At 57.9% G+C, this 12,611-nt stretch carries 12 protein-coding genes; 9 read left to right on the top strand and 3 right to left on the bottom strand.

The features are described from left to right. Window positions 1-28: 28 nt before the first annotated feature. The 9 genes from H9Q16_RS02495 (at window position 29) to H9Q16_RS02455 (ending at window position 9,344) form a co-directional block, all read left to right on the top strand. A complete protein-coding gene (locus H9Q16_RS02495; RefSeq protein WP_191073784.1) occupies window positions 29-805 on the top strand; it encodes an ATP-binding cassette domain-containing protein in 777 nt (258 codons plus the stop codon). A gap of 30 nt (window positions 806-835) precedes the next feature. After that, window positions 836-1,570 (top strand): transporter substrate-binding domain-containing protein, encoded by a 735-nt coding sequence (locus H9Q16_RS02490; RefSeq protein WP_191073783.1) that lies wholly within the window; start codon window positions 836-838, stop codon window positions 1,568-1,570. Window positions 1,571-1,654: 84 nt separating this feature from the next. Beyond that, complete coding sequence (locus H9Q16_RS02485) at window positions 1,655-2,536, top strand: ABC transporter permease subunit (RefSeq protein WP_191075136.1); 882 nt, start codon at window positions 1,655-1,657, stop codon at window positions 2,534-2,536. Between the two features lies 1 nt (window position 2,537). Beyond that, on the top strand, window positions 2,538-3,344 hold the full coding sequence (locus H9Q16_RS02480; protein WP_191073782.1) for an ABC transporter permease subunit: 807 nt from the start codon (window positions 2,538-2,540) through the stop codon (window positions 3,342-3,344). 33 nt (window positions 3,345-3,377) lie between these two features. Continuing rightward, a complete protein-coding gene (locus H9Q16_RS02475) occupies window positions 3,378-4,712 on the top strand; it encodes a glutamine synthetase family protein (RefSeq protein WP_191073781.1) in 1,335 nt (444 codons plus the stop codon). An 11-nt stretch (window positions 4,713-4,723) separates the two neighbouring features. Next, on the top strand, window positions 4,724-5,401 hold the full coding sequence (locus H9Q16_RS02470) for a type 1 glutamine amidotransferase (RefSeq protein ID WP_191073780.1): 678 nt from the start codon (window positions 4,724-4,726) through the stop codon (window positions 5,399-5,401). Then, window positions 5,401-6,759: a glutamine synthetase family protein gene (locus tag H9Q16_RS02465; protein WP_191073779.1), complete on the top strand. Its 1,359-nt coding sequence runs from the start codon at window positions 5,401-5,403 to the stop codon at window positions 6,757-6,759. The genes H9Q16_RS02470 and H9Q16_RS02465 overlap by 1 nt, the downstream gene beginning before the upstream one ends. Continuing rightward, complete coding sequence (locus tag H9Q16_RS02460; protein WP_191073778.1) at window positions 6,756-8,060, top strand: NAD(P)/FAD-dependent oxidoreductase; 1,305 nt, start codon at window positions 6,756-6,758, stop codon at window positions 8,058-8,060. The genes H9Q16_RS02465 and H9Q16_RS02460 overlap by 4 nt, the downstream gene beginning before the upstream one ends. 105 nt (window positions 8,061-8,165) lie before the next feature. After that, on the top strand, window positions 8,166-9,344 hold the full coding sequence (locus H9Q16_RS02455; protein ID WP_191073777.1) for a DegT/DnrJ/EryC1/StrS family aminotransferase: 1,179 nt from the start codon (window positions 8,166-8,168) through the stop codon (window positions 9,342-9,344). A gap of 3 nt (window positions 9,345-9,347) precedes the next feature. Here the strand turns inward: H9Q16_RS02455 and phaR are convergent, their stop codons facing one another. From phaR to H9Q16_RS02440, 3 genes are all read right to left on the bottom strand, one after another. Further along, on the bottom strand, window positions 9,348-9,911 hold the full coding sequence (gene phaR, locus H9Q16_RS02450) for a polyhydroxyalkanoate synthesis repressor PhaR (protein WP_191073776.1): 564 nt from the start codon (window positions 9,909-9,911) through the stop codon (window positions 9,348-9,350). Window positions 9,912-10,171: 260 nt separating this feature from the next. Then, on the bottom strand, window positions 10,172-10,615 hold the full coding sequence (locus tag H9Q16_RS02445) for a phasin family protein (protein ID WP_191073775.1): 444 nt from the start codon (window positions 10,613-10,615) through the stop codon (window positions 10,172-10,174). 142 nt (window positions 10,616-10,757) lie between these two features. After that, window positions 10,758-12,563 carry a PHA/PHB synthase family protein gene (locus tag H9Q16_RS02440; protein WP_191073774.1) on the bottom strand — a complete coding sequence of 602 codons (1,806 nt, stop codon included), beginning with the start codon at window positions 12,561-12,563 and terminating at the stop codon, window positions 10,758-10,760. Window positions 12,564-12,611 lie beyond the last annotated feature (48 nt).

Genomic DNA, 12,611 nt, shown 5'->3' with positions numbered 1-12,611 from the left:
GCTGAAACGACAAGAGTGACGCCCACACGTGACCTCAGACACGCCGGTTATTCAGATCACGGATCTGCACAAGGCCTATGGGTCTTTGGAAGTGCTCAAGGGCGTCGATGTCACCGCCCCCAAGGGGCATGTGGTTTCGCTTATCGGATCATCTGGTTCAGGCAAGTCGACGTTGCTGCGATGTTGCAACCTGCTGGAAGACAGCCAGCAGGGGGACGTCATCTTCAAGGGCGAACCGATCAGCTGGAAGGGCTCCGGCCATGCGCGCCGCCCCTCTGACCCCAAACAGGTGCTGCGCGTGCGCACCAATCTGTCGATGGTCTTTCAGCAGTTCAACCTCTGGGCGCATATGTCGATCCTGCAGAACGTCATGGAAGCGCCGTTGACAGTGCTGGGCCGCGACCGGGCAGACGTCGAAGCCTCCGCCCGCGGCTATCTCGACAAGGTGGGTATCGGCGACAAGTGCGACGCCTATCCCGCCCAGCTTTCCGGCGGCCAGCAACAACGCGCGGCCATTGCACGTGCGCTCTGCATGGAGCCCGAAGCGCTCTTGTTTGACGAACCCACCAGCGCGCTCGATCCCGAGCTGGAACAAGAAGTCGTCAAGGTTATCAAGGATTTGGCCGCCGAGGGCCGCACCATGATGATCGTCACCCATGATATGAAACTGGCCGCTGATGTGTCTGACCACGTCGTCTTTCTGCATCAGGGCCTGATCGAAGAACAAGGGCCGCCACAGACGCTCTTTGGCGCACCCAAATCAGAACGACTGCGCGGGTTTCTGTCTGCAACCCACGCTGCGTAAACCAAGAAAACCAAAAACGGGAGAAACCACATGAAAAAGATCATTCTCGGCGCTGCGGCGCTTGCGATGACCGCCACACTTGCGATGGCCGACGGCCACGCCAAGACGATCCGCATGGGGACCGAAGGCGCCTATGCCCCTTATAACTTCCTCAATGACGCCGGCGAAGTGGACGGATTTGAGCGCGACGTAGGTGATGAGCTGTGCAAGCGCGCTGAGCTGACATGCGAATGGGTCACCAACGACTGGGACAGCATCATTCCCAACCTGACCTCCGGCAACTACGACACCATCATTGCCGGCATGTCGATCACCGATGAGCGCGATGAAGTCATTGATTTCACTCAAGACTACTTCCCGCCATCCGCGTCTGCCTATGTTGCCAAATCTGCTGACGCAGATCTGACCGGCGGTATCGTGGCAGCCCAGACCAGCACGATTCAATCGGCCTACATCGCCGAATCCGGTGCCACCTTGCTGGAATTCGCGACCTATGACGAAACCATTGCGGCGGTGATGTCCGGCGAAGCGGATGCAGTATTCGCAGACAAGGACGCGCTGCTTCCGACGGTAGAGGAATCGGGCGGTGAACTGGTCGTCGCGGGCGACGATGTGCCCCTGGGCGGCGGTGTCGGCATGGGCCTGCGCGAAAGCGATGGCGAGCTGCGTGCCAAGTTCGACGCGGCGATCACCTCCATGAAAGAAGACGGCAGCCTCAATGAGCTGATCGTCAAATGGTTCGGCGAAGGCGCCGCCACCTACTAAGAAACCCTCGAAGGGGAGTGCACACTGCCCTCCCCTTCACCCTTTTGAAAATACCTGAATCCTTCGCCCGCCAAGAGCACCACTATTTTCCAATATTGCACCGATCCTGCCACGCTAGAGGGCCTCACATGGCTCAGCTGCTACCTGACAACGGGCAAGCATCTCGCTTTCTATACCGCGTTTGGCACGGTGCTGCTGCTTCTGGCGATTACCGCCCCCACAGCGCTCGCGTTCGGCTTTGGCGGGGCCATGGCCGCCCGCAGTCGCATCCTGCCGCTCAGCTGGTTCGGTAAAGGCTACATAGCCATCGTACGCGGCGTGCCTGACATTGCCTTTTTCATGTTCTTCGTAATCGCCCTGGATCAGGGGCTGGAATACCTGCGCCACAAATGGAAGTGCCCCGACTGGGACGAGCCGATCCGCCAGGGCAGCGACTTTCTGGTCTGTCAGGCAGCCAAGATGCCGCTGGGCAACTCTCCGCAGTGGGTGCATGAAACTTACGGATTTGCCCTGGCGGTTTTCACCTTTGCCATCGTCTTTGGCGCCTTTGCCGCCAATGTTCTCTTTGGGGCCATGCGCGCGGTGCCTCGCGCGCAGTTGGAAACCGCCGAAGCTTACGGCATGTCCCCGCGCCAGACTTTCTGGCGCATTCTTGTCCCGCAAATGTGGGTTTTCGCGCTGCCCGGTCTCAGCAACCTATGGATGGTTCTGATCAAGGCCACGCCGCTTTTGTTTCTGCTCGGCGTCGAAGACATCGTCTATTGGGCACGCGATCTGGGGTCGTCGAAAACCCCACGCTTTTCGGATTACCCTCATGGCGACTGGCGCGTGTGGTACTTCCTGGCGCTTCTGGTTTTCTACCTCGCATTTACGCGCGTCTCTGAAATCGTGCTCGAACGGCTCATGATCCGCCTCACGCGGGGCCAGGCCACGCTGGGCGGTGAAGCCCAGCGAAAGGCGGCATGACGTGAGCTGTTGGGACACAATCCAGAACTACGCCTTCCGCAGCCTGGGATACGGCGAACGCCTGCTGCCCCGCAGCGACTTTACGCTGTGTGATCAGTTCACATTGATCGGCTCAGGCATGATCTGGAATGTCTACTTTGGCGTCTTGGCCCTTTCCACAGGCTTTCTCTTTGCCACAGCCCTCGGCGTCGGCAAGGCGTCGTCCAACCCCTTTTTCCGCAAGCCGGCGGAATGGTTCATCTTCCTCTTCCGGGGCTCACCGCTCTTTATCCAGTTCTTCTTTGGCTACTTTCTGTTTCTCTCTCTCAAACAGGTCGCCCCGATCTTTGATCCTTTTTCATCCGCCTGGCTTGGCGCCCTTGTGGTGCTCTTTCTGAACACCGCTGCCTACTCCGGCGAGATTTTTTATGGTGCGCTGCGCTCTGTTCCCAAGGGCGATGTAGAGGCCGCCGACGCCTATGGTCTGTCCGGCTGGACGCGCTTCAAGCACGTGATCTGGCCCACCACACTACGGCTGGCATGGCCCGCCTACACCAACGAAGCGATCTTCCTCTTCCACGCCACGACACTGGTTTACTTCTCTGGCTTTCCGGCGCTGCAACAGCGCGGCGATGCGCTTTATTACGCCTCCTACTTTGCCGACAAGACGTTCAATCCCTTCGTCCCCTATCCCATTCTGGCCTTTTATTTCATCTTGCTGACGCTTGTGATCATCTGGGTCTTTGGCGTGATCAACAAACGGCTGAACCGTCACCTGCCACAGGATGCGCGGCAAAAATTGCGCTTGCGTCCCAATCTGATCCGGTAGTATCGGTAATTTGATCAAATTATTCGGTGCCCCATGCACGACTGGTTGCGCGACAACCCGCATATCAAGACCATCCGCGTCGCCGCCTGTGACCTGAACGGACAGCCGCGCGGCAAGCGGATTCCTGTGCGCTATGCCGACAAGATCGCGACGGACGGCACGCGATTTCCCTTTTCCGTGCTCAACCTCGACATCTGGGGCGCAGATATCGAAGACAGTCCGCTGGTATTCGAGACCGGCGATGCAGACGGGGTGCTGCGCCCGACAGAGCGCGGGTTCATGCCCATCCCGTGGTTGGATAATCCCTCTGCCTTGCTGCCGATCTGGATGTTTCATGACGATGGTCGACCGTTTGCGGGGGACCCGCGGCATGCGCTCAATTCCGTGCTTGAACGCTACCGCGCACGGGGCCTGACACCTGTTTGCGCGGTAGAGCTTGAATTTTTCCTGATCGACGATTCAGGCCGGGAATTGCAGGTTCCGCCCTCGCCCCGTTCGGGCAAGCGCCGGGTGATGGCAGAGACCCTGTCGATCCGGGCGCTGGATCAGTTCGACGCCTTCTTTACCGACCTCTATGACGCTTGCGAAGCGATGGATATCCCTGCCGACACCGCCACCTCAGAGGCCGGGATGGGTCAGTTCGAGATCAACCTGATGCACGGCGAAGACGCGCTGAAGGCGGCAGACGACGCGTGGCTTTTCAAGCTGCTGGTCAAGGGCCTTGCGCGCCGCCATGGCTTTGCCGCGTCGTTCATGGCCAAGCCCTACGAGGATTATCCCGGCTCGGGCCTGCATACTCATTTCTCGATCCTGGATGCGCAGGGCCGCAACGTCTTTGACAATGGTGGCCCGGAGGGGACAGAGGCCATGCAACATGCTGTTGCGGGACTGATGCAGGCGATGCAGGCCTCGGCCCTTATCTTTGCCCCCCATGCCAACAGCTATGACCGTCTGGTGCCGGGCAACCACGCGCCTACGGGCGTCGCGTGGGCCTATGAAAACCGCACCGCGTCGATCCGTATCCCGTCGGGAAATCCAAAGGCGCGCCGCATTGAGCACCGTGTGGCCGGAGGCGATGTAAACCCTTATCTGATGCTTGCCGCCGTCCTGGGCGCGGCGATGAACGGGCTGGAAGACGGCAACACTCCCCCTGCCCCGGTCACGGGCAACGCCTATGATGCGAAGGTGCCTCAAATTCCCTCTAACTGGGCAGACGCTATCGACCTCTTTGAACAAGATGCCTGCATCAAACGCATCTTCAGCGCCGATCTGATCCGGAACCTGATGCTGACCAAGCGGCAGGAGCATGCCTCCATGGCAGAGCTTTCGCGTGAAGAGCAGGTCGAAATCTATCTTGATACGGTGTAACAGTTATCTCTATGAAAATCGGCATCCTCCTGACCGGCCACCCGCCCGAAGAAATCGCGAACGGCGAACGGTATGACGCCTATTTCCGAAGGCTTTTGGGTGAGGACACGTTCGACTACGAGGCTTTTGCAGTAGTCGACGGCGTTTTCCCCCCCAGCCCGGACGTCTGTGACGGCTGGCTGATCACCGGTTCCCGTCATGGGGCTTACGAAGATCATCCATGGATCCCCCCATTGGAACAGTTCATTCGCGCGTGTTACGCGGCCAAGAGCCCGATGATCGGCGTCTGCTTTGGCCATCAGATCATCGCGCAGGCGATGGGCGGCACGGTGGTCAAATATGACGGTGGCTGGTCTGTGGGCCGCAAGGAGTATCGCATCAACGGCGAAACTTTTGCGATCAATGCATGGCATCAGGATCAGGTCGTGACGGTGCCCGATGGCGCGCAGGTCATCGGCTCGAGCGATTTTTGCGCGAATGCCGCGATGCTGTACGGTGATCTTTTCCTGACCATTCAGCCGCACCCCGAATACGGCGATGATTTCATTGATGCCCTGATCGAACACCGTGGCAAGGGGCTGGTCGATCCCGCATTGCTTGAGGCCGCGCGCACCGAATTCGGCAAGCCCAGTCAGCGACATGAGTTTGCCCAACGCATGACTGCGTTTTTCAAGAAAGAGAGGGCCTGATGGCCGATTGGATGTCTGACCTGCCCGGCGCGGCGCGCGCGTATCTCAACGGCAAACGCCTGGATGAGGTGGAATGCATCATCCCCGACCTGCCGGGCATTGCGCGCGGCAAAGCGGTGCCTGCATCGAAGTTCGCGCGTCAGGATTTCTTTCACCTTCCCGACAGCATCTTTTACCAGACCATTACTGGCAACTGGGGCGAAGCGGCAGGTGAGGATGGATTCATCGAAAAGGACATGACGCTAAGACCCGACATGGCGACAGCCACCGCGGCGCCGTGGACGGGCGACTGGACGCTTCAGGTGATCCACGATGCGTTTGATCGCGAAGACAACCCGGTGCCCTTTTCGCCGCGCAATGTGCTCAAGCATGTCGTGCAACTATACCGAGACAAGGGATGGGAGCCTGTCGTGGCCCCTGAGATGGAGTTCTTTCTTGTCGGACGGAATCTGGACCCCAAGCAGGAAATCCGACCGATGATGGGCCGATCAGGTCGCCCGGCAGCGGCGCGGCAGGCCTATTCCATGACAGCGGTGGATGAGTTCGGGCCCGTCATTGACGACATTTACGATTTCGCCGAGGCGCAGGGGTTCGAGATCGACGGCATTACGCAGGAAGGCGGCGCGGGCCAGTTGGAGATCAACCTGTTGCACGGCGATCCTGTCAAACTGGCGGACGAGGTTTTCTATTTCAAACGACTTATCCGCGAGGCGGCGATGCGTCATGACGCCCATGCGACGTTCATGGCCAAGCCAATTGCCGAAGAGCCGGGCTCGGCTATGCATGTGCATCATTCGATTTTGGACACGAAAACGGGCGAGAACATCTTTTCCGACGCCAAGGGTAAGGAAACACCGGCCTTCTTTCACTTCATCGCAGGCCTTCAAACTCACATGCCTGCGGCCCTTGCGATGATCGCGCCCTACGTCAACAGCTACCGGCGTTATGTCAAAGACAATGCCGCGCCGATCAACCTGCAGTGGGGCCACGACAACCGCACCACCGGCATTCGGGTGCCGATATCGGCCCCCAAGGCGCGGCGTGTGGAAAACCGCATGGCGGGGATGGATTGCAACCCATACCTCGGAATCGCCGCGTCGCTGGCCTGTGGCTATCTTGGACTTATTGATGGCAAGAAACCCGCGGCAGAATACAAGGGCGAGGCGTATGACGGCGAGGGCGATATTCCCCGCAGCCCCAATCAGGCGCTCGATATGTTTGACCAAGCCACAAGGTTGCACGAGGTCGTCCACCCCGAATTCGCACGGGTCTACTCGATCGTTAAGCGGGCCGAATACGAGGAATTCCTGCAGGTGATCTCCCCCTGGGAGCGCGAGCATCTTTTGCTGAACGTATGAACCTGCTCTATGCCAATGACAGACGCGGCCAGTACCCCAATAGCTGGTACGCGGCGACCGCCACGCCGCTGGATCGCTTTCCGACGCTGAAAGGCGCGAAGACGGCAGACGTCTGTGTGGTCGGCGGCGGGTACACCGGCCTTTCTGCAGCACTGCATCTGGCGCTGGCGGGCCGGGATGTGGTGTTGCTCGATGCGCAGCGCGTGGGGTTTGGTGCCTCTGGCCGCAACGGTGGGCAGCTTGGTAGCGGTCAGCGTGTTGAGCAAGACGATCTGGAAAAGATGGTGGGCCCGGCGCACGCCAAACGCCTGTGGGAGATGGGCGAAGAGGCCAAGACGCTGGTCAAATCCCTGATTGCGACACATCAGATCGACTGCCATCTCAAGCCCGGTGTCGCCCATACGGTGTCGACCAACAGCGACCTGAAACACGCATTTAAATACGCGGATCACCTGCACGACGCCTATGGATATGATCAGCTTGAAAAGCTGGATCGTGACGCGTTGCAATCGGTCTGCCCATCGCCAGACTACGTGGGCGGCGTGCTGGACATGGGGGCGGCGCATCTGCATCCGTTGAACTATGCGCTGGGTTTGGCGCGGGCAGCGCGCGACGCGGGCGTGCGGATCTTTGAAACTTCGCCTGTCCATCACATTGATGAGCGCGACAAGGTAACCGTTCAAACCGATGCCGGCCGGGTGGAGGCCGAGCATGCCGTCCTTGCCTGCAACGGCTATCTTGGTGGGCTCAATCGCAAGGTTGCCGCGCGGGTCATGCCAATCAACAACTTCATCGCCGCAACGGAGCCTTTGGGCGAGCGGGTCAAAGACGTGTTGCCGCGCGACGTCGCCGTGGCCGACAGCCGCTTTGTGGTCAATTACTTTCGGCTGAGCCATGACCAGCGGCTGCTTTTTGGCGGGGGCGAAACCTATGGCTACAAATTCCCCAGGGATATCGGCGCTCTTGTGCGCCGCCGGATGCGGCCAATCTTTCCGGATCTGGATGATGTCAAATTTGAATACGCTTGGGGCGGTACGCTGGCGATCACCATGCGCCGTTTGCCCTATATTGCGCGGGTGAACACCAGGGTGCTTTCTGCGTCAGGGTATTCGGGTCATGGCGTTGGTACGGCCACGCATGCGGGCTACCTGATGGCCAAGGCGATTGAGGGCGACACTGACGGCTTTGACGTGATGTCGCGCGTTCCTACCAATGCGTTCCCCGGCGGGTCGGCCTTTCGCAACCCACTATTGGTGCTGGCGATGACCTGGTATTCGATGCGGGACCGATTAGGCATCTGACCGCTGATCGCGCAAGGTCATGCGCTGCTGGGGCGATGGGGGCTTGGTGGCCGCCGCCCGTTCCCGTATGATTGTTCTATCGTTTGGCTCAGAAAGGTGACCCCGATGACGCTCCCCGATATCCATCAGGCTGAACCGATACCGGCCCCTGCCCGCGCAGAGATAGAGCGCATGCTGCAAAGCGGTGATCTGTTTCGCTATACCGCCGCGGCGGATGCGCCTGTAGCGCTTCTGGAGGCAGAGTTTGCGGAAAGGATGGGCAGCCGTTACGCGCTGGCGGTTTCTTCATGTTCTGCTGCGCTGTTTTTGTCGCTGATGGCGTTGGATCTGCCAAAAGACGCGCGCGTGCTGATCCCGGGATTCACCTTTGCTGCCGTCCCGTCATCAGTGGTTCACGCCGGTATGAGACCCATCCTGTGCGAGGTCGGGGAAAACTACCGTATTGATCTGGCCGATTTCGAGTCCAAGCTGACCCAGGCCGATGCTGTTATCGTCAGCCACATGCGGGGCCATACCTCAGACATGGACGCGATCATGGCACTTTGCGACGCGGCAGGTTTGCCGGTCATTGAGGACGCCGCGCATTCGCTGGGCACGCTGTGGAACGGTCGCAAGATCGGTACATTGGGCCGCGTGGGCTGTTTTTCGTTTCAGTCCTACAAGATGGTCAATGCAGGCGAAGGTGGCATCCTGATCACGGACGATGCGGATCTGGTGGCACGCGCCATCATCATGTCTGGCGCGTACGAGCATAACTGGAAAAAGCACCCGGTGTTGCAGGATGCCTTCGCACAGCACCAAAACAAGCTGCCGCTTTACAATTTGCGCATGAACAACCTTTCAGCCGCCCTGATCCGCCCGCAATTACCGGAACTGGACCGCCGTGTACGTGATGGCAGACGCAATCACGATCACCTGGCAGAGCAGCTGGCAGCGCATCCGAACATCGACGTGCCAGCGCCCTTGCCCGGCGAAGTCCGCGCGCCAGATTCGATCCAGTTCAATCTCAAGGGCCTCAATGACGGGCAAATCCGCGCCTTTGGGTCCGCGGCTGATCAGATCGGCGTCAAGGTTCAGGTCTTTGGGCAAAGCACGGATAATGCGCGGGCCTTCTGGAACTGGCGGTTCATTCCGGATCTGCCAGAACTGCCCCGCACACGCGCCATGTTGATGTCGGCCTGTGATGTGCGTCTGCCGGTTCATCTGAGCCTTGCAGACTGTGATCAGATCGCAGCCGCGCTGCTGCAAGCGTTGAATTCAGTGACAGAGCCCGCAGAAGCCTGAACGCTATTTTAGCTTGGACAGCTTGTCCTGCAATTCGGCGAGTTGCTGTTTGATCTCGTCCAGATTTTCATTCTGTTCGGGTTCGGGATCTGCCTGTGCGGGTTCTTGCACCTGTTTACCGCCGCCGCCGCCCCAGCCGCCCGTCATCGCCTTCATGAAGGCTTCTTGCTGGGCTTGCATCACCTTCATTCCGGGCATCTTGGCCATGGGGTTCATGGCATTCATGTTCTCCATCACCCGTGCCTGTCCGTCGCGCAGCATGTCAAAAGAGGTCTGCAAGAACTGTGGCACCACGCTGACATTGCCAGACATGTAACTGCGCACCAGATCATTCAGCACGGAGACCGGCAAAACCGATTCACCGCGGCTTTCATGCTCAGCAATGATTTGCAGCAAGTACTGGCGGGTCAGGTCGTCGCCGGATTTCAGATCGACAATCTGCACTTCCCGGCCATCCCGGATGAAGCCAGAAATGTCTTCCAGCGTCACATAATCGCTGGTTTCTGTATTATATAACCGCCGCGAGGCATAGCGCTTGATCAACAAGGGCTTTGGTTCATCAGCCACGGGTGTCCTCCCCAGAAGTGCGTGCTGCATTGCAGCTTAGGCGCTGCGTTGCCAAAAAGAAAGCACCCATGAGCAGACAATCTCAGAGGGCTGGTACGTACAAATGCGACCGTGCATTCCTCAGGCCTGGGATGAGCCAAGGAACCAATGGGCGACTGACATGCGTCAGACATTTGGAAAACAAAAATGGCAGGCCCACAACAGGCCTGCCATTCTTTTCTCACCCATCCGGGGAGGAGTGGACGTGAGAAATACAGTGATTACTTCGCTGTTGCCTTCTTGGCAGCGGACTGAACGTCGTCAGATGCTTTCTTGACGGCTTTAGTTGCGTCGTCCTGCATGTCTTTGCCGGCAGCCATAAGAAGCTCGACGGTGTCCATCTGTACTTTCTTGGCGATTTCGGCGTAGGCGGCCATATGCTCGGCTGCAGCTTCAGCGTTTGCAGATGCGAAATCTGTCATCGCCTTAGCGTAGTCAGCAGGCTCTGACTTGGCTTTGGACATCTCGGCCAGCTTGGCGAGGGTGTCTTTGGTCCACTTGGAGGAAATGTCTGCGGATTTTTCTGCAGCGCTCAGCGCAACGCCGGAGAGTTTCTCGTTCAGCGTGGCAACTGTCTTGAAGGAGCCTTCCATCGCGGATGTGTCCACGGGGAACGAACCCATTACGTCTTTGAACATTGCGGTCATGTCTACGGTCTTGGCCATGTCTTTTATCCTTTGAAGCGTGTCTTGCGGGTCGTCCCGCGTTTCTGCGTCTGCACAAGGATATACATGCTGCAATGCGGCATTTCAAGAGTTTTTCTGCGCTGCAGCAGAAATTATTGACGTTAGGGAAACCCCTTAGAAATCAGAGCTTTGCTTTCTTTGCGACGTAGTCACCGGGGGCATCGCCCAGCATTTTCCGACCGTCATCACCGGGGAATCGCGCATCGATCTTCTTGCCCGATCGCTTTTTCAGCCACTTTTCCCAACGCGGCCACCACGATCCTTCGTGAAAATCAGCGCTCTTCAGCCATTCCTTGTAGCCCAGTTTCAGATCATCGTTGGTGTAGTGGCCATACTTCTTCTTGCTGGGCGGGTTCACGATGCCTGCGATATGGCCCGACTGGGTCATTATAAAGGTCTTGTCTTTGGATCCCATCATCTGGATCCCGCGGTAGCTGTCCTTCCAAGGAGCGATGTGATCGGTCTCGCACGCGATGGCACAAAGCGGCACGTCAATGTCGTCCAGCTCAAGATGATGTCCCATCAGATCGAACCCGCCATCCGCCAGTTCATTGCGCTGGCATAGGCCACGCAGGTACTGCATCGCCATTTTCGCAGGCAGGTTGGCCCCGTCGCCATTCCAGTAGAGCAGATCAAAGGCCGGTGGGGTTTCGCCCATCATGTAGCTTTTGACGGCAGGTCCATAGACCAGATCATTGGACCGCAGGAATGAAAACGTGCGCGCCATGATCACAGATGGCAGGACGCCTTTATCCTTTGTCTCAGCCTCGATCCCGTCAATGAAATCATCCGTCAGGAACGGGCGAAACTCTCCCTGGTCCGAAAAATCAGTGAGGGCTGTGAAAAAGGTCGCGGACTTTAGCGACTTGTCACCCCTTTGCTTGAGCAGCGACAGTGTCATCGAAAGCGTTGTGCCGGCGATGCAGTAGCCCACAGCATTGATCTGCTTTTCGCCTGTGATTTCCTTTACCTCGCTGATCGCGGCCAAGTATCCGTCCTCGACGTAATCTTCCATGCCGACGTCATGAAAGGCACCATCTGGATTGACCCAGGAAACCATAAACAGTGTGTAGCCCTGATCGACGATGTACTTCACAAGGCTGTTCTGGGCCTTGAGATCAAGGATGTAGAATTTGTTGATCCAGGGCGGAAAGATTAAAACCGGTGTTGCATGCACCTTTTCGGTGCTGGGCGTATATTGGATAAGCTCGAACATCTTGTTGCGAAAGACCACTTTGCCGGGGCTTGTGGCTATGTTGCGGCCCAGCTCAAAGGCATCTTCATCGGCCAGTTTGACGATCAGTTCGCCATTGTTCGCCTCAAGGTCCTTGATGAGGTTTTCCAGCCCCTTGATCAGGCTTTCACCTTCGGTCTGAACCGCGCGTTCCAGCGCGTCGGGATTTGTCGCCAGAAAATTTGTTGGGCTCATCAGGTCGATTATCTGCTGGCTGAAGTATTTAAGGCGGTCTTTCTCTTTCGGGTCCATGTCTTCGACGCCCTCGACCGCTTCGGTCAGCGTCTCGGCATTGATCAGGTATTGCTGTCTGACAAAGCTGAAATAGGGGTGCGTTTCCCACATCGGATTGGCAAATCGCCGATCCGTGACCTTGCGATCGGCAGAGGCCTCTGCCCCGGCCTGCGCCATTGTCTTTTGCAATTCGACAAATTGGCCCAGCGTCTTTGTCCAATAACCCATCTGCTGCTCCATCAGCTTGGCGGGGTTATTGATCGCGTCAGTCCAATAGGCATTTGCAGCCTTGGTAAATAGTTCCTGATTCGGCCCATCCAGCGCTTGATGGTGGGTTTGGCGGTTCGTCATGACCTGCGTGAGACGTTGGGTCAGCTGCTCAACTTTCTTCATATTCTCAGCCATTCGGGACATTGAAGCCTCGGTCGGCACGTCACTTTCGGCAGATTCAGTTGTCATCTTAACTTTTACCTTCTATCTTCGCACCTGCAGCATAATGCCGCCCAC

The organism is Sulfitobacter aestuariivivens (assembly GCF_014763045.1).
GTDB classification, from domain to species: domain Bacteria; phylum Pseudomonadota; class Alphaproteobacteria; order Rhodobacterales; family Rhodobacteraceae; genus Sulfitobacter; species Sulfitobacter aestuariivivens.
Note: the sequence above shows the minus strand (reverse complement) of the source record. Positions and strands in the feature narration are given on the sequence as shown.

What these genes read in the sequence shown, in the direction of transcription:
- H9Q16_RS02490 (WP_191073783.1), top strand. Translation starts at nt 836, where the DNA reads ATGAAAAAGATCATTCTCGGCGCTGCGGCGCTTGCGATGACCGCCACA.
- H9Q16_RS02475 (WP_191073781.1), top strand. Translation starts at nt 3,378, where the DNA reads ATGCACGACTGGTTGCGCGACAACCCGCATATCAAGACCATCCGCGTC.
- H9Q16_RS02470 (WP_191073780.1), top strand. Translation starts at nt 4,724, where the DNA reads ATGAAAATCGGCATCCTCCTGACCGGCCACCCGCCCGAAGAAATCGCG.
- H9Q16_RS02465 (WP_191073779.1), top strand. Translation starts at nt 5,401, where the DNA reads ATGGCCGATTGGATGTCTGACCTGCCCGGCGCGGCGCGCGCGTATCTC.
- H9Q16_RS02460 (WP_191073778.1), top strand. Translation starts at nt 6,756, where the DNA reads ATGAACCTGCTCTATGCCAATGACAGACGCGGCCAGTACCCCAATAGC.
- H9Q16_RS02455 (WP_191073777.1), top strand. Translation starts at nt 8,166, where the DNA reads ATGACGCTCCCCGATATCCATCAGGCTGAACCGATACCGGCCCCTGCC.
- H9Q16_RS02445 (WP_191073775.1), bottom strand. Translation starts at nt 10,615, where the DNA reads ATGGCCAAGACCGTAGACATGACCGCAATGTTCAAAGACGTAATGGGT.
- H9Q16_RS02440 (WP_191073774.1), bottom strand. Translation starts at nt 12,563, where the DNA reads ATGACAACTGAATCTGCCGAAAGTGACGTGCCGACCGAGGCTTCAATG.